The sequence below is a fragment of the Stenotrophomonas sp. HITSZ_GD genome, assembly GCF_029543105.1.
Classification (GTDB): Bacteria; Pseudomonadota; Gammaproteobacteria; order Xanthomonadales; family Xanthomonadaceae; genus Stenotrophomonas_A.
The window spans coordinates 286298-302118 of the sequence record NZ_JARQXB010000001.1; the positions used below are offsets into that span (position 1 = coordinate 286298).

Annotated in this window: 13 protein-coding genes and 1 pseudogene; 11 read left to right on the forward strand and 3 right to left on the reverse strand. The window is 71.9% G+C overall.

What is annotated here, in order from left to right:
* The first annotated feature begins 48 nt into the window (after window positions 1-48).
* Genes P6166_RS01405 through P6166_RS01430 form a run of 6 tightly spaced genes read left to right on the forward strand, consistent with a single transcriptional unit; the run spans window position 49 to window position 7696 of the window.
* Window positions 49-720: a DUF4159 domain-containing protein gene (locus P6166_RS01405; RefSeq protein WP_277762844.1), complete on the forward strand. Its 672-nt coding sequence runs from the start codon at window positions 49-51 to the stop codon at window positions 718-720.
* Window positions 721-743: 23 nt separating this feature from the next.
* Window positions 744-1736 (forward strand): MoxR family ATPase, encoded by a 993-nt coding sequence (locus tag P6166_RS01410; RefSeq protein WP_277762745.1) that lies wholly within the window; start codon window positions 744-746, stop codon window positions 1734-1736.
* Between the two features lie 8 nt (window positions 1737-1744).
* Window positions 1745-2644 carry a DUF58 domain-containing protein gene (locus P6166_RS01415; protein WP_277762746.1) on the forward strand — a complete coding sequence of 300 codons (900 nt, stop codon included), beginning with the start codon at window positions 1745-1747 and terminating at the stop codon, window positions 2642-2644.
* The gene (locus tag P6166_RS01420) at window positions 2635-3801 is read left to right on the forward strand and encodes a BatA domain-containing protein (RefSeq protein WP_277762747.1); all 1167 of its coding nucleotides are present in this window, start codon (window positions 2635-2637) and stop codon (window positions 3799-3801) included. The genes P6166_RS01415 and P6166_RS01420 overlap by 10 nt, the downstream gene beginning before the upstream one ends.
* Entirely contained in the window at window positions 3798-6005 is a 2208-nt protein-coding gene (locus P6166_RS01425) for a hypothetical protein (protein ID WP_277762748.1), read from the forward strand. The genes P6166_RS01420 and P6166_RS01425 overlap by 4 nt, the downstream gene beginning before the upstream one ends.
* Window positions 6002-7696 (forward strand): carboxypeptidase regulatory-like domain-containing protein, encoded by a 1695-nt coding sequence (locus tag P6166_RS01430; protein WP_277762749.1) that lies wholly within the window; start codon window positions 6002-6004, stop codon window positions 7694-7696. The genes P6166_RS01425 and P6166_RS01430 overlap by 4 nt, the downstream gene beginning before the upstream one ends.
* Here P6166_RS01430 and P6166_RS01435 read toward each other — a convergent pair.
* Complete coding sequence (locus tag P6166_RS01435; protein ID WP_277762750.1) at window positions 7693-8319, reverse strand: DUF938 domain-containing protein; 627 nt, start codon at window positions 8317-8319, stop codon at window positions 7693-7695. The two genes, P6166_RS01430 and P6166_RS01435, sit on opposite strands and share 4 nt — an antisense overlap.
* A gap of 82 nt (window positions 8320-8401) precedes the next feature.
* Here P6166_RS01435 and P6166_RS01440 point away from each other — a divergent pair, with 82 nt between their 5' ends.
* Together P6166_RS01440 and P6166_RS01445 are read left to right on the forward strand one after the other, a co-directional pair.
* Entirely contained in the window at window positions 8402-8869 is a 468-nt protein-coding gene (locus tag P6166_RS01440) for an MgtC/SapB family protein (RefSeq protein ID WP_277762751.1), read from the forward strand.
* A gap of 142 nt (window positions 8870-9011) precedes the next feature.
* Window positions 9012-9452, forward strand: coding sequence for an SRPBCC domain-containing protein (locus tag P6166_RS01445; RefSeq protein WP_277762752.1), 441 nt, complete (start codon window positions 9012-9014; stop codon window positions 9450-9452).
* Here P6166_RS01445 and P6166_RS01450 read toward each other — a convergent pair.
* Window positions 9449-9784, reverse strand: coding sequence for a thioredoxin family protein (locus P6166_RS01450; protein ID WP_277762753.1), 336 nt, complete (start codon window positions 9782-9784; stop codon window positions 9449-9451). The genes P6166_RS01445 and P6166_RS01450 overlap by 4 nt on opposite strands.
* 9 nt (window positions 9785-9793) lie before the next feature.
* Window positions 9794-10186, reverse strand: a complete 393-nt coding sequence (locus tag P6166_RS01455) for a host attachment family protein (RefSeq protein WP_277762754.1) — start codon at window positions 10184-10186, stop codon at window positions 9794-9796.
* Window positions 10187-10343: 157 nt separating this feature from the next.
* On the opposite strand from P6166_RS01455, the gene P6166_RS01460 reads away from it, so the two are divergent.
* The 3 genes and pseudogenes from P6166_RS01460 (at window position 10344) to P6166_RS01470 (ending at window position 15806) form a co-directional block, all read left to right on the forward strand.
* Window positions 10344-12833, forward strand: a complete 2490-nt coding sequence (locus tag P6166_RS01460; protein ID WP_277762755.1) for a DEAD/DEAH box helicase — start codon at window positions 10344-10346, stop codon at window positions 12831-12833.
* Window positions 12827-13972 (forward strand): annotated as a pseudogene (locus P6166_RS01465) (ribonuclease H-like domain-containing protein); the annotation flags it as partial. The gene P6166_RS01460 and the pseudogene P6166_RS01465, both read left to right, overlap by 7 nt.
* 124 nt (window positions 13973-14096) lie before the next feature.
* Entirely contained in the window at window positions 14097-15806 is a 1710-nt protein-coding gene (locus P6166_RS01470; protein ID WP_277762756.1) for a ShlB/FhaC/HecB family hemolysin secretion/activation protein, read from the forward strand.
* Window positions 15807-15821 lie beyond the last annotated feature (15 nt).

A 15821-nucleotide genomic window follows, 5' to 3' on the forward strand; every position in this document is an offset into this window, starting at 1 on the left:
GCAGTCTTGGCCAGTCGTTCCTTTACGCGTGGTGAGTTTCTCAGGCTGATGCTGGGCGGCGCGGCAGCCTTGGCCGTGCCGGCCGTGCGCGCGGCCACCCCGCAATACGACTTCTGGTTCACCCGCCTCAAGTACGACTCCGGCGATTGGGACGTGGATGCGCGCATGCCGTCCAACCTCATCACCTCGTTGGTGGACTACACGCACCTGCGCGTGGACCCAGTCGAGCACGTGTTGCCGCTCGCCGACGCGCGCGTGCTGCAGGCGCCGTTCCTGTACCTGGCCGGGCACAAGCTGGTGGAGTTCAACGCGGCCGAGCGGCGCAACTTCGAACGCTATGTGCGTAACGGTGGCTTCGTGTTCGTGGATGACTGCAACCACGACATCGACGGGCTGTTCGCGCGCTCGTTCGAGGCGCAGATGTCCTCGATCTTCGGCAAGGACGCGCTGAAGAGGCTCTCCAACAAGCATCCGATCTACAGCAGTTTCTTCAAGTTCCCCGAGGGCCCGCCGGCGACCGGCTTCGAGCTCAACGGCTGGGGCGACGACCTCGTCCACGATTACCTGAAAGGCATCGAGATCGACGGCCGCCTCGGCGTGCTCTACAGCAACAAGGACTACGGTTGCGAATGGGACTACGACTGGCGCAACAAGCGCTTCCTGGCCGAAGACAACACGAAGTTCGCGGTGAACATCGTGATGTATGCGTTGAACAGCTGACCTGCCTTCATCGAGACACCCCCATGACCTCCCCAGACGCCTCCGCCCTCCCGCAGCACATCGCCCGCCTCGGCGAACTCCGCCAGGCGCTCGCGCAGGCCGTGGTCGGCCAGTCCACCGTGGTGGAACAGCTGCTCATCGGCCTGCTCGCCGGCGGCCACTGCCTGCTCGAGGGCGCGCCGGGCCTGGGCAAGACGCTGCTGGTGCGCTCGCTCGGCCAGGCGCTGGCGCTGCAGTTCCGCCGCGTGCAGTTCACGCCGGACCTGATGCCCAGCGACATCCTCGGCACCGAATTGCTGGAAGAAGACCACGGCACCGGCCACCGCCACTTCCGCTTCCAGCCCGGCCCGATCTTCACCAACCTGCTGCTGGCCGACGAACTGAACCGCACGCCGCCCAAGACCCAGGCCGCCCTGCTGGAGGCGATGCAGGAACGCACCGTCAGTTACGCCGGCACCACCTATTCGCTGCCGGCGCCGTTCTTCGTGCTGGCCACCCAGAACCCCATCGAGCAGGCCGGCACCTATCCGCTGCCCGAAGCGCAGCTGGACCGCTTCCTGCTGCACGTGCGCGTGGATTACCCCAGCGAAGCCGAAGAGCGCGACATCCTGCTGCACACCACCGGCACGCACAGCGGCAGCGTGCCCCAGGTGATGGACGGCGACACCGTGGTCGCGCTGCAGCAGCACGTGCGCGAGGTGCATGTGGGCGAGGACGTGCTGACGTGGATCAACCGCCTCGTGCGCGCCAGCCGGCCCGGCCCCGACGCGCCGGAGGCGGTGCGCCAGTGGGTGAAGTGGGGTGCCGGCCCGCGCGCCGGGCAATCGCTGGTGCTGGCCGCCAAGGCGCGTGCGCTGCTGCAGGGCCGCTTCGCCGCGACCCGCGAAGACGTGGCCGCGCTGGCCGCGCCGGTGATGCGCCATCGCCTGCTGCTTTCCTTCGCGGCCGAAGCCGAGCAGAAGCGCCCGGAAGACGTCATCGAGGCGTTGCTCGCCGCCGTCCCGTTCCCTGCCTGATCCTGGCGATGGACGTGTCCGGCCCGGCCCTGATTCCCGCCGATGTGCGCGGCCGCCTGCGCGGCGTGCAGCTACGGGCGCGTCGCGCAGCGGGCCAGCAGGGCGTGGGCCTGCACGCCAGCCGCAGCCGCGGCGCCGGTTTGGAGTTCGCGCAATATCGCGCCTACGAGCCGGGCGATGAGCTGCGGCAGATCGACTGGAAACTCTACGCGCGCTCGGATCGCTTCTTCGTGCGCGAGGCCGAGCGCGAAAGCCCGCTCACGCTGTGGCTGTTGCTCGACGCCAGCGCCTCGGCCGGCCACGCCGACCAGTCGCGGCCGGGCCACACGCGGCTGGAAACCTTGCGCGGCGTGGCGGCTTGCGCGGCGGAACTGGCCTTGCGGCAGGGCGATCGGTTCGGGTTGATCGTGTTCGGCGACGATCGCGTGCAACTCGTGCCGGCCGGCGTGGGCACGCGCCAGCGCGACCGTGTCTGGCTTGCGTTGCACGGGCTGCGCGCCGCCGGCGGCTGGCCGCCGGAAGCCGCGCAGCGCGTCGCCTGGGAGCGCAGCGGCGCGCACGACCTCGTGCTGATGCTGGGCGATGGCTTCGACGACGCCGGCCTCATGCTGGGCGAGCGCCTGGCCAAGGCCGGTCGCGAGGTGGTGCAGTTGCAGGTGCTCGGCGCGGACGAACGCGATTTCCCGTTCCAGGGCGGCCATCGCTTCCGTGACCCGGAAACCGGCGAGGAATTGCTCGGCGACGCGGCAGCGCTGCGCGCGGACTACCTGCGCCGCTTCGGCCAGGCGATGCGCGAGCGCGAGGCACGCTGGCAGGCCGCCGGCATCCGCCACGCCACGCAGTATCTGGACGAGCCCCTCGATGCCGGCCTGCAGCGCCTGTTCGGCACGGGGGGCGCATGGGCCTGACCCTGCTGTTTCCGCTCGGCCTGGCGGCGCTGGCCGCCTGGCTGGTGCCGTTGCTGGTCCATCTGGCGCGGCGCCAGGAATCGCGTTTGACCGAGTTCGCCGCGCTGCGCTGGCTGCGCGCGCAACCCAGGCCGCGCCAGCGCATCCGCATCGATGAGTGGCCGCTGCTGCTGGTGCGGCTGCTGCTGCTGGCGTTGCTGGCCTTGCTGCTGGCCGCGCTGGCCTGGCGCGACGATGACGACCACCGCCCGCGCGTGCTGGTGGCGCCGGGCATCGAGGCGACCGCGCAGCGCGCGTTGCGCTGGCCGCAGGATGCGCGCGTACATTGGCTCGCGCGCGGTTTCCCCGCGCTGGATACACCCGTACCGGCTGGCGTGCAGCCGGTCGCCAGCCTGCTGCGCGAGTTCGATGCGCAACTGCCGCCGGGCGCGCCGCTGACCGTCGTCGTGCCGTCGTCCTGGGGCGCGGTGGATGCGCAGCGCCCCGTGCTGTCGCGCCCGGTGCAATGGCAGGTGCTGCCCGGCGCGTCGCCGCCCTCCGGGGCCATGGCGGCCGCGCCGCCGCGGCTGGCGGTGTTTGCGGCCGACGAAAACAGCCCTGCGTGGCGCACGCTGCGCGCGCTGCAATCGGCCTGGCGCGCCGACAGGGGCACCGCGGCGCTGCCGCGATCCGCCGACGACCGTCCCGATGCCGCGCTACTGCCCGCCGGGACGCTTGCCGTGCGCCTGCGCGGCGACGCGCTGCCGCCCGCCTGGCTGGAATGGGTACGCGGTGGCGGCGAAGTGTTGATCGCATCCGGCACGCCGTGGCCGGCAGGCACGCGCGCCGTGCCGCAGTGGCAGGATGATGCGGGGCGTGTCGTGCTCGCCAGCGCGCCCTTGGGACGCGGCCGGCTGTGGCAGCTGCCGGAAGGCCTGGACCCGGCCACCTCGCCGCGCGTGCGCGAGGCCGGTTTCGCCACCGACCTGGCCCTCGCGCTGCGTCCACCCGTCCCCCCCGCACGCGTGTCGGCGGCCGACTTCGCGCCCGCGCAGCAGCCACGCAGCTGGCCGCGCGCGGCGCAACCGCTGGCGCCTTTGCTGGCGTTGCTCATCGCGCTGGTGTTCGCGCTGGAACGGTGGATGGCCACCGCGCCGCGCCGGAGTGCCGCGGCATGAACGTGGCCGTCCTTCAGCCCCGCTGGCGGGCCGCACGACGCCGGCGGAAATTCGCCGTGGTGCTGTTCGGTCTGCCTTGGGCGCTGCTGCCGGCGGCCATCGCCTGGCGGCTTGGCGCGGGCGCGGCGTTGTGGCCCGCCCTGCTCGCCGGGGGCGCGGTACTGGCCACCTTGGCGGTGTTCTTCGCACGCCGGCTCGACCGCGCGTGGCTGCGCCGCCGCCTGGATGCCGAACCGGCGCTGGAAGACAGCGCGGACCTGCTGTTCGCCGAACCGTCCACGCTCGGGCCGCTGCAACAGCTACAACGCGAACGCGTGCTGGCGCGGCTGGCCGACACCGCCACCGACCTGCGCGAACCGTGGCCGTGGCGACGGGGCATGCCGATGTTCCTTGCCGGCGGGCTCGCGCTGGCGGCGGTGGTCGGCTGGCCGGCGCGCGCGCCGCAGGCCAGCCCGCCGAAGGCGCCAGCGGACAGCGCCGCTCGTGCCCGTGAGCAGGCCAGGCTTCGCCACGCCACGTTGCAGGCCACGCCGCCGGCTTACACCGGGCAGCCCGCCGCCGTGCTGCCCACGCTGGATGCCAAGGTCCCGCAGGGTACGCGGCTCGCGTGGACGCTGCGGTTCGACCAGCCGCCACGCGCGGCGCAGCTACGCTTCACCGATGGCCGCACGATGGCGCTGCAACTGCAGGGAGATCGCGCGACAGCAACGCTGGTGCTGGAGCGTCCGCTGCTCTATCGCATCGTGCTCGACGGCCAGCCGCTGGCGCTGCATCGCCTGGAACCCGTGCCCGATCGTGCGCCGCAATTGCGGGTGCTGGCGCCGGAAGCGTCGATGGTGGAATGGGAGCCCGCGCGCAAGCGCTGGACGCTGCGCTTCGAAGCCAGCGACGACTACGGCGTGGCCGCGAGCGCGCCGCTGCGCCTCACGCTCGCCCAGGGCAGCGGCGAGAACATCCGCTTCAGCGAACACGGCGTGACGTTGAGCGGTAGCGGCACGCCCACGCTGCGCCGCTTCGAATACACGCTCGACCCCGCCGCGCTGGGCATGCAGCCGGGCGATGACCTCGTCGCCCAGCTGGAAGTGCGCGACAACCGCGCACCGACGCCGCAGACCGCGCGCAGCGGCAGCGTGATCCTGCGCTGGCCCTCGCCGCAGCAGCAGGCTGGCGTCGAGCTGGAGGCGAGCGTGCGCAAGACGCTGCCGGCCTACTTCCGCAGCCAGCGCCAGATCATCCTCGACGCCGAGGCGCTGTTGAAGCAGAAGCGGAGCCTGGACGCGGAGAGCTTCCTCAAGCGGTCGGACGCCATCGGCGTGGACCAGCGCATCCTGCGCCTGCGCTACGGCCAGTTCCTGGGCGAGGAGAGCGAAGGCGCGCCCAAGCTGCCGACGCACGACGACGACGTGCCGCCCACGTCCGACGTACCCACCCGCGACATCCCCACCGCCGACGCGCCGGCACCGGCACCGGCACCGGCGAAGCACGAAGACGCCGCGCAAGGTGCCGCCGCGCTCGACGACCACGATCACGACCACGCGCCCACCGGCGATGCCAATGGCTTCGGCAACGAGGGCAACGTGCTTGCCGAGTTCGGCCACACCCACGACCACGCCGAGGCCGCCACGCTGCTCGATCCCAAGACACGCGCCACGCTGAAAGCCGCGCTCGACCAGATGTGGCAGGCCGAAGGCGAGCTGCGCCAGGGCCGCCCCGAGGCGGCGCTGCCTTTCGCCTACAAGGCGCTGGGCTTCATCAAGGAAGTTCAGCAGGCCGAGCGGATTTATCTGGCGCGGCTGGGCCCGGAACTGCCGCCGATCGACATGGCGCGCCGCCTGAGCGGCGATCGCACCGGGCTGGCGCGTCGCGACGATGCGCTGGCGCCGTGGCGCCAGGACGACCAGAAGGAGGCACTCGCGCTGTGGGACGCGCTGGCGCCCTCGGCGGGCGAGGTGCCCGCCGCGCAGCTGGACGCCTTCGCCCGCTGGCTGGGCACGCACGAAAGCCGGTTGGCCTCGCCGCTCGATCTGGCTGCCGCGCTGGAGCAGTACCGCGCGGAGCCGGCGTGTACTGCCTGCCGCGAGCGCCTGCGCGCGTTGCTGTGGACCACGCTCGCGCCGCCGCCGGCGCGTCCGTTGCCGCGCCAGGCACCGGACGCGGCAGGGCGCCGTTATCTCGATGCGCTTTCCGCCGGAGATTCGCCATGAACGCGTGGCAGCTCGCCACCGCCGGCGTGATCGCGCTGGCCGCGCTGGCGGCCATGGGGCGTACGTGGCGCCAACCGCGCAGCGCGCGCCGCATCGGGTGGATCGCGCTGCAGCCGCTGTGCGCGCTCGCGCTCTACTTCGTGCTGTATCCGCCGATGTCCACCCGCGAGGGCGGCACGCTGGTGGTGCTCACCTCCGGTGCCGCGCCGGTGCAGGGCGGCGATGTCGTCGCACTGCCGGAGGCCGGCACGCCGCCCGGCGCCGTGCCGGTCCCGGACCTCGCCACGGCGCTGAGGCAGCGCCCCGGCGTCGCCCGGCTGCATGTGCTGGGCGAGGGCTTGCCGGCGCGCGACCGCGAAGCAGTGGGCGCCTTGCCGCTGCAATTCCAGGCGCCGGCGCCGACGCCCGGGCTGGTGGCGGTGTCCACGCCGCCGCCCGTCGCGCCGGGCAACACGTTTGACGTGGAAGGGCAGGTGGTGGGCTGGCCGCGCGGTCGCGTCGAGTTGCTCGATCCGGCGGGCGGCCGCGTGGATGCCGCGCCGCTCGACGCGCAGGGTCGTTTCCGCCTGCGGGGCCAGGCACGCCTGGCCGGGCAGGTGCTGTTCGCGGTGCGCGTGCTCGATGCCGATGGCCGCGAGCGCGACCGCCAGCCGCTGCCGCTGCACGCGGTGGCGGCGCCGCCGCTGCGCGTATGGATCCTGGCCGGCGCACCGCAGCCCGAGTGGAAGTACCTGCGCCGCTGGGCCGCCGATGCCGGGGTGACGTTGCATACGCAGATCGCCGTGGGCGGCGGCCTGCAACTGGGCGATGCACCCAAGCCACTCGACGTGGCCACCTTGTCCGGCTTCGATCTGCTCTGGCTCGACGAGCGTGCATGGAGCGGCCTGTCTTCGTCGCAGCGCGCCGCGGTGCGCGAGGCCGCGCGCGGTGGCCTGGGCGTGCTGGTGCGGCTGGGTGGCCCGCTCGACGCCGGCGCGCGGCAGGCACTGGCCGCCCTCGGGCTGCCCCTGCACGGCGGCAGCGCCACCGTGCCCGTGTCGTGGCCCGTCGCCGACGGCGAAGCGCCCGTGATGCTAGGCAAGCGCGACTTCGCCCCTGACGCCACCCTGCCGGTGCTCGCCCAAGACGCGGGCGGCACGCCCTATGCGTGGTGGCGCAGCCTCGGACAGGGCCGCATCGGCGTGACCACGCTGGCCGACAGTTGGCAGCTGCCCCTGGCTGGCGAAGCGGCCGCGCACGGCCGGCTGTGGAGCGGCGTGCTGGCGACGCTGGCACGCGCGCGCCCGCATGGCGGAACGTTCGATATTCCCGCGCCGGCATGGGCGGGCGAACGCATGGTGATCTGCGGGCTCACGGAGAACCCGCAGGTACGCGACCCCGCGGGCGGCGTGCATCGGCTGATCCGCGATCCGGACAACGCGGCCTGCGCGGCCTACTGGCCCGCGCAGGCCGGCTGGCACACGTTGGGCACGGGCGAGGCCGCCATGCCGTTCTACGTGCGCGATCCGGCACAGGCGAAGGCCGCCTTCGCGCAGGCGCAGTCGATGCAGACGTTGCGGCGCGTGACGCCGGCCGATGCGCCCGGCGCCCTCGCCACGGCACAACACCCCGGGTCGCGCTGGCCGGCGTGGTGGGCTTTCCTGCTGCTGGCCGCCGCCTGCTGGTGGCTGGAGCGCCCGCGCCGCGGCTAGGGCGTGCGCGGCCCGCCGCGGCGCCACAACAGGCAGAAGTTGTTGGCCGGCATCGCGAACCGCGCGATCGGGCGCAGGCCGGCCGAGGTGGCCAGGGCCTGCACGGCTTCAAGGTCGCGCACGCCGCCCTCGGCATACTCGGCCTTCAACCACGCATCGAAGGCGCGGTTGCTCTCGCTGGTCGGCTTGCCGGCGATGTGGAAAGGCCCGTAGACCGCGAGCAGCGCGTCGGGCGCGGTGATCGCCGGCAGGCTGGCGAACAGCGCCTGCACCCGCGACCACCCCATGATGTGCAGCGTGTTGGCGGTGAACACCGCATCGAAGCCACCGGGCGGCGGCGCGGGCGGAGGTTGCAGGCCCCGCCCCGGTTCGGATTGCAGCGCGATGGCGGGGCGCAGGTTGGGTAGCCCGGCCTCGGCGCGCCACGCGTCGATGCCGGGCAGCGCGTCGGGGTGATCGCTGGGCTGCCACTGCAGCCACGGCATGGCCGCGGCGAAATGTACCGCGTGCTGGCCGGTGCCGCTGCCGATCTCCAGCACGTGGCGGCGGTCGCCGAAATAGGTGCGCAGCACGCCCAGGATGGGGTCGCGGCTGCGCTCGGCGGCGGGGGAATGCGGCTTCATGCGCGCAGCATAGGCGGTTTGCGTCTTCACCCGGCGTGCGCCGGTGGCTTGCGATGTTGGCGCCCTCTGCCGGAGGTTTCGCATGGAACACCTGGGACAGGATCTGTTCGTCGTGCTGCGCGTGGCGGCCGCCATGGTGCTGGGCGGAGTGATCGGCATCGAGCGCGAGATCGGCCGCCACCCCGCCGGGCTGCGCACGCACATGATGATCGCCGGCGCGGCGGCGCTGATCGTGGGCCTGGGCGACAGCATCGCCGAGCATTTCCAGCAGGAGCGCTACCGCGACCTGCTGCAGGTCGACCCGGTGCGCCTGATCGAGGCGGTGGTGGCCAGCGTGGGCTTCGTGGCCGCCGGCACCATCTTGCGCAGCGCGCGCACCGACCGCGTGAACGGGCTTACCACCGCCAGCTCGCTGGTGATGTCGGCGGCCATCGGCATTGCCGCCGGCATCGGCCGTTACGTGATCGCCACCGGCGTGTGCGTGCTGTGCCTGCTGGTGCTCGGTGCCTTCCGCGGATTGGAGAAGCGCGCGGGCACGCGGCGCCCATAAGCCGCGGGCGCCGCCGCGCTTCAGCTGCCGAGCGCTTGGGGCAGCGCGCCAGATCGGTCCGGAGACGCATTTGCGCGCCGCAGCACCACGGCGGCGCCGGAGTGCGCGATCATCGGTCCGCTTGCCGACCGGGGACCGCACCATGGGCCAGACCCTCCGCCAGCAGTTCCACATCGCCGCCGCGCCGGAAGTCGTGGCGACCGCGCTGACCGCGCCGGCGCACATGGCGCAGTGGTGGACGCGCGAGGCCGAAGGCCAGGGCCGCCACGTGCAGCTGGACTGGAGCGCCCACGGTTGGCGCGTGGAGCTGGACGTGATGCACGACGTCGACCGCCGCCGCGTGGTGTGGCATTGCACGCGCTCGAACATGCTCGACAGCGAGGCGTGGGTGGGCTCGTCGATGTGCTTCGAGCTGCATCCCACGGCCACCGGGACGCGGCTGGATTTCAGCCATCTCGACTACCCCGACGCGCCCTGCAAGGCCACCTGCGAGGGCGGCTGGGCGTTCTTCCTCGGGCGCAGCCTCAAGCAATACCTGGAGACCGGGCAGGGCATGCCTTACCCGGACACGTTTTCGACCTAGCCGGCGGCGGCGTCCCACCGCGCCAGTGCGTCGGCCAGGTCCGCCGGCGAGCGCGGACGCACCACGCGCGCCACTTCCTCGCCATCGCGCAGCAGCACCAGCGTGGGCCACAGCTTGACGCGGTAGGCGCGGCCCAGCGGCCGGCCCTTGCCGTCCTCGATCTTCAGGTGCGCCGCATCAGGGCGCGCTTGCAGCGCCTGCGCGATGGCCGGCTGCGCCGCCTGGCAGTGGCTGCACCAGGGTGCGCCGAATTCCAGCGCCACGCGCCCGGGGGTGGCGGCGACCTCGTCGGCACCCGGCTCGATGGCGGCATAACCGGCAGCCAGCGCCATGACGCGGCCTCAGCCCAGCGCGCGCTGGATATCGGCCAGCGGGGCGTTGGTGAGGTCCTTGGCGAGGTCGCCGATCAGGCGCGACTGGGTTTCCTTGTGCAGCAGCGGGCGCAGGCGACCCAGCGTGGTGGGGTCGGCGACCAGCAGCAGGTGGGCGTAGCGGTTGTTCAGCGCGCCCTCGTTGAGCTGGGTGGCCAGCTGCTTGGCGAAGGTGGCTTCGTCGAGCTGCGAGAGGCTCATGTCCGCCGGCGCGGCGCCGGCCGGGCCCTGGCCCTCGGTGCTCTGCAGGTCCATCAGCTGGTGCAGCTGCAGGCCGCCGTTCTCGTCGACGTTCGCGAACACCCGGGCGGACCCGCCGTCGGCGACCACCACCACGGTGCCTTCTGGTATGCGCTGGGCCATCTGGGTTCTCCTGGTTGGGGGAAGGACAGCCTGCAATCTGCGATGTGATCGTGGCGTCCCCGCGCATGCGTCAGGATCATGAATCACCCGCGTTTCCAAGGCGGTCTCATGGATTGAGACAATGAGGGGGTTCGATACGATTTTTGGGGAAACCTGCATGGCCCACGCCCTCGCCCGCCGCACGGAGGATGCCGAGCGCGCGCTGTCCACCGTGGACGGCATCCCCGCGCGCGACGGCGCGCTGCTGACGGCGCGGTTGTCGCGCCGCTACCAGGACCGCATCACCGGCAGCTTCACCCTTCCCGGCCGCGAAGGCCGCTACGCGCCGCTGCCCGATGACCTGCCGCCGGCGCTTGCCGGCGCGCTGCGCGCGCGGGGCATCGAGCAGCTTTACAGCCACCAGGCCGAGGCCTGGGCCGCGACGCGGCGCGGCGAGCACGTCGCGGTGGTAACGCCCACCGCCAGCGGCAAATCGCTGTGCTACACGCTGCCGGTGGTGGCCGCGGCGATGACCCGCCGCGCCAAGGCGCTGTACCTGTTCCCGACCAAGGCCCTGGCACAGGACCAGGTGGCCGAGCTGCTGGAACTCAACCGCGCGGGCGACCTCGGCTTAAAGGCCTTCACCTTCGATGGCGACACGCCCGGCGATGCGCGGCAGGCGATCCGCCTGCACGGCGACATCGTCGTCTCCAACCCGGACATGCTCCACCAGGGCATCCTGCCGCACCACACCAAGTGGGCGCAGTTCTTCGAGAACCTGCAATACGTGGTCATCGACGAGGTGCACACCTACCGCGGCGTGTTCGGCAGCCATGTCACCAACGTGCTGCGCCGGCTCAAGCGCATCTGCGCGTTCTACGGGGCGAACCCACAGTTCATCCTGTGCTCGGCGACGATCGGCAACCCGCAGGCGCATGCCGAGGCGCTGATCGAGGACCGCGTGTGCGCGATCACCGAATCCGGCGCGCCGGCCGGCGACAAGCACGTGCTGCTGTGGAACCCGCCGGTCGTCAACCCGGACCTGGGCCTGCGTGCCTCGGCGCGTTCGCAAAGCAACCGCATCGCGCGCATCGCCATCAAGTCCGGGCTCAAGACGCTGGTGTTCGCGCAGAGCCGGCTGATGGTGGAGGTGTTGACCAAGTACCTGAAGGACATCTTCGACCACGACCCGCGCAAGCCGCCCCGTATCCGCGCGTACCGCGGCGGTTACCTGCCCACCGAGCGCCGCGAGGTGGAAAAGGCCATGCGCGCGGGTGACATCGACGGCATCGTCAGCACCTCGGCGCTGGAACTGGGCGTGGATATCGGCGCGCTCGACGTGGTGGTGCTCAACGGCTACCCGGGCAGCGTGGCGGCGACATGGCAGCGCTTCGGGCGCGCGGGCCGCCGCCAGCAGCCGGCGCTGGGGGTGCTGGTGGCCAGCTCGCAGCCGTTGGACCAATACGTGGTGCGCCATCCGGATTTCTTCGCCGATGCCTCGCCGGAACATGCGCGCATCTCGCCGGACCAGGCGCTGATCCTGTTCGACCACATCCGCTGCGCGGCCTTCGAGCTGCCCTTCAACGCGGGCGAGCCGTTCGGCCCGGTGGACCCGGTGGTGTTCCTCGAAGCGCTGGCAGAGAGCGGCGTGATCCACCAGGAAGGCGAGCGCTGGGAGTGGATCGCCGACAGCTACCCGGCCAACGCGGTGAGCCTGCGCTCGGTCGCCGATGGCAATTTCGTCGTCGTGGACCGCAGCGACGGCAAGCAGCAGATCATTGCCGAGGTGGACTACTCGGCCGCCGCGCTGACCTTGTACGAAGGCGCGATCCACATGGTGCAGAGCACGCCGTACCAGGTGGAGCGGCTGGACTGGGAAGGTCGCAAGGCCTACGTCACCCGCACCCACGTGGACTACTACACCGACAGCATCGACTACACCAAGCTCAAGGTGCTGGATCGCTTCGAAGGCGGCCCGGCCGGGCGCGGCGACAGCCATCACGGCGAAGTGCACGTGGTGCGGCGCGTGGCCGGCTACAAGAAGATCCGTTACTACACCCACGAGAACATCGGCTACGGCCCGGTGAACCTGCCCGACCAGGAACTGCACACCACTGCCGTGTGGTGGCAATTGCCGCAAGCCACGCTGGGCAAGGCGTTCGCCTCGCGGCAGGACGCGCTCGATGGTTTCCTCGGTGCCGCCTACGCGCTGCACGTGGTGGCGACCGTGGCGGTGATGGCCGATGCGCGCGACCTGCAGAAAGCCGTGGGCAACGGCGACGGCGCGTGGTTCGCGCTCGCCGACCAGAGCGGGCGCGGCCAGCTGCGCGGCGCCGATGGGGCCGAAGGACACGTGGAATTGCAGCAGGCGTTCGTGCCGACCGTGTACCTGTACGACAACTTCCCCGGCGGTGTCGGCCTGAGTGAGCCGTTGTGGCAGCGCCAGGCCGAACTGGTGATGCGCGCGGGCGAACTCGTGCAGCGCTGCGACTGCCGCGCCGGCTGCCCGGCGTGCGTGGGGCCGGTGCTGGCCGCGCAGGAACAAGGCAAGGGCGCGTCACCGAAGACGCTGGCGCTGAAGGTATTGGCGTTGCTGGCGCAACTCGACGGCGCCCGCGGCGACATCGAAGACGCGCCCGAAGCCCTGGAAGCCGCCACGTGGGAATGAGCGCGGACAAGCTGAAACTGCTGCGCCGGCAAGCGGGCGTCGCGCCGGCACCGACCGCTTCCGCACCCGCGGCAACGCAAACGCCGGCGTCGCAACCGACGCGTGGCATCGACGCCGAACGCCTGCGCCTGTTGCGGCACCAGTCGGGGCAAGCGCCGGATGCGGCGCCATCACGGCCGGCGCTGCATGCCGCTGCGCCGGCGCCAGCTTCCACGCCGCCTTCCAACGAGCCGGTATTCGCCTGGATCGAACGCGAGGTTCGCCACAAGCCGGTGCCGAGCGCGACCGACATGCCGCCGCCCGCAAGCGGTCCGGCGGCATCCGCGCGGCGCGATACCGACATGCAGGCGCTGCGTCGGCTGATCGGCCTGCGCGAACGCGCGGTGCCTGCGGTCCCCGCGCCCGTGCGACGCGCCGGCGCGCGCGACCGCCACCTGCCGGGCGAGGAGATCGCGCCGGGCCTGCACCTGGTCGAAGCCTTCCTGCCACAAGCCATTCCCGTGCAGCCGCTTTCGCTGGCCTTCGCGCGCCGCGAGGACGCCGTGGCCCCGCAGGACCTGTTGTTCTTCGACACTGAAACCACCGGCCTGGCCGGTGGCACCGGCACGCGCGCCTTCATGATCGGCGCGGCCGACTGGCATCGGCATGCGGTGCATGGGCCCGGCCTGCGCATCCGCCAGCTGCTGATGGCGACGATGGCCGCCGAGGCCGCGATGCTCGATACGTTTCGCGGCTGGTTGTCGCCGGGCACGGTGCTGTCCAGCTACAACGGCCGCTGCTACGACGCGCCGCTGCTGAAGACGCGCTACCGCTTGTCCCGGCGCGGGGATCCGCTCTCCGCGCTGGATCACGTGGACCTGCTGTTTCCGACGCGCCGCCGTTATCGCGGCACGTGGGAAAACTGCCGCCTGGCGACAATCGAACGCCAGCTATTGCGCATCGTGCGCGAGGACGATTTGCCGGGTTCGCAGGCGCCGGCGGCCTGGCTGCACTACCTGCGCGGCGGCGACGCGGTGGACCTGCGCCGCGTGCTGGCGCACAACCACCAGGACGTGGTGACGCTCGCGCAGTTGATGCTGCGGCTGGTGGAGGCCGAGGAAGCGGAACGTTCGTCGGTTTGCGTCGACACGCCGGAATGAAGCCGGCGAGCGGCACTGATCGACAACTCATTGGAATCGTCTAATTTTCGGACGTAGGAGCGGTTCCCTACCCTGACGTATGGTCGCGCGCTGCGCGGCCTGTCCACGAATCAGGGAACCCCGCATGAACCCAGGGAAGGGGCGCAGCCGCCTCCTCTGCGTGTTGATCAGCCTGTTGATCAGCGCGTTGCCCAGCGTCGCGCTGGCGCAAGCCACGCAAACGCCGGCGCAGGCGCTGCTGCGGCAGCAGGAACGCGAGCGCGCGCTGCGCGAGCAGCAGGAAGCGCACCGCGACGTCCGCCTGCCGGCGCAACAGGCCACCCTGCCGCGCCTGCCGGACGAAACGCCCTGCTTTCCGATCCATTCGATCCGCCTGGCCGGCGGACAGGCGCGGCGCTTCCGCTGGGCACTGCGTGCCGCCGATGCGCGCAACGACCGCGCCACCGGTCGCTGCCTCGGCGTGGCAGGCGTGAACATCGTGGCGCGGCGCGTGCAGAATGCGCTGGTCACACGGGGTTACATCACCACCCGCGTCCTGGTCGGCGAGCAGGACCTGTCGTCGGGCACGCTGGTGCTGAGCCTGGTGCCTGGCAGGATCCACGCCGTGCGTTTCGCCGAACCGGCCACCGCGCACCCTCAGTGGCGCAATGCGATACCGGCGCGACCGGGCGACCTGCTCAACCTGCGTGATGTCGAGCAGGGACTGGAGAACCTGCAACGCGTACCCACCGCCAGCGCGGACTTGCAGATCGCGCCCGCGATCGCTGCGGATGCGGGCCCGGGAGACAGCGACCTGGTGATCGCCTGGACGCAACCGCGCCGGCTGCGCGGCGCGCTTTCCCTCGACGATGCCGGCAGCCGCGCCACCGGCCAGCTGCAGGCCGGCGCCACCGTCTCGCTGGACAACCCGTTCGGCGGGAACGACCTGCTGTATGCGCATGTCGGCCGCGGCGTCTTCAACGGCGACGACCGCGGCACGCGCAGCTGGACCGCGCACTACGACGTGCCGCTGGGCTACTGGCTACTCGCCGTCACCGCCAGCGGCTACGACTACCGGCAGCAAGTGCCCGGCGCGTTCCAGCGCTATGAATACGCCGGGCGCAGCGGCAATGCCGAGCTGCGCCTGTCGCGCGTGCTGTTCCGCAATGCCCGCAACACGCTCGGCCTGCACGGCCGCGCCTGGTGGAAGGCCTCGCGCAACTACATCGACGACACCGAGATCGGGGTGCAACGCCGGGCCACGGCAGGCTGGGCACTGGGCGTAGACTGGCGCCGCTTCATCGGCCGCGCCACCTTCGATGCCGGGCTTTCCTACCGGCGCGGCACGGGGGCATTCGGCGCGCTGCGCGCGCCGGAGGAAACGTTCGGCGAGGGTACCTCGCGCATGAGCGTGTTCAACGCCGAGGCGCAGTGGGCCGTGCCGTTCCAGCTCGGCAAGCAGCGCGTGCGCTACGTGGGCGGCTGGCGCGCGCAATGGAACCGGACACCGTTGGTGGCGCAGGACCGCTTTGCGATCGGCGGTCGCTACACCGTGCGCGGCTTCGACGGCGAGATCGCGCCCACCGGCGACCACGGCTGGCTATGGCGCAACGAACTCGACGTGGCGCTCGGCGCCGGGCAGTCGTTCTACATGGCCCTGGACCGGGGCCATGTTGGCGGCGGGGCCGATTCGCCCTGGCGCGCGGGCGCGAACCTCACCGGCGCGGCCATCGGCCTGCGCGGCGGCGTGCGCGGCCTGCAATGGGACCTGTTCGTTGGCGCACCCGTGGGCAAGCCGGCGCAGCTACCCACTGCCTACACCACCACCGGCTTCAACCTGAACTGGTCGTTCTGACCGCTGCCATGGAGG

Excerpts from the sequence above, each read along its gene's own strand:
- P6166_RS01405 (WP_277762844.1), top strand. The coding sequence starts at position 49 with ATGCTGGGCGGCGCGGCAGCCTTGGCCGTGCCGGCCGTGCGCGCGGCC.
- P6166_RS01410 (WP_277762745.1), top strand. The coding sequence starts at position 744 with ATGACCTCCCCAGACGCCTCCGCCCTCCCGCAGCACATCGCCCGCCTC.
- P6166_RS01415 (WP_277762746.1), top strand. The coding sequence starts at position 1,745 with ATGGACGTGTCCGGCCCGGCCCTGATTCCCGCCGATGTGCGCGGCCGC.
- P6166_RS01420 (WP_277762747.1), top strand. The coding sequence starts at position 2,635 with ATGGGCCTGACCCTGCTGTTTCCGCTCGGCCTGGCGGCGCTGGCCGCC.
- P6166_RS01425 (WP_277762748.1), top strand. The coding sequence starts at position 3,798 with ATGAACGTGGCCGTCCTTCAGCCCCGCTGGCGGGCCGCACGACGCCGG.
- P6166_RS01430 (WP_277762749.1), top strand. The coding sequence starts at position 6,002 with ATGAACGCGTGGCAGCTCGCCACCGCCGGCGTGATCGCGCTGGCCGCG.
- P6166_RS01435 (WP_277762750.1), bottom strand. The coding sequence starts at position 8,319 with ATGAAGCCGCATTCCCCCGCCGCCGAGCGCAGCCGCGACCCCATCCTG.
- P6166_RS01440 (WP_277762751.1), top strand. The coding sequence starts at position 8,402 with ATGGAACACCTGGGACAGGATCTGTTCGTCGTGCTGCGCGTGGCGGCC.
- P6166_RS01445 (WP_277762752.1), top strand. The coding sequence starts at position 9,012 with ATGGGCCAGACCCTCCGCCAGCAGTTCCACATCGCCGCCGCGCCGGAA.
- P6166_RS01450 (WP_277762753.1), bottom strand. The coding sequence starts at position 9,784 with ATGGCGCTGGCTGCCGGTTATGCCGCCATCGAGCCGGGTGCCGACGAG.
- P6166_RS01455 (WP_277762754.1), bottom strand. The coding sequence starts at position 10,186 with ATGGCCCAGCGCATACCAGAAGGCACCGTGGTGGTGGTCGCCGACGGC.
- P6166_RS01460 (WP_277762755.1), top strand. The coding sequence starts at position 10,344 with ATGGCCCACGCCCTCGCCCGCCGCACGGAGGATGCCGAGCGCGCGCTG.
- P6166_RS01470 (WP_277762756.1), top strand. The coding sequence starts at position 14,097 with ATGAACCCAGGGAAGGGGCGCAGCCGCCTCCTCTGCGTGTTGATCAGC.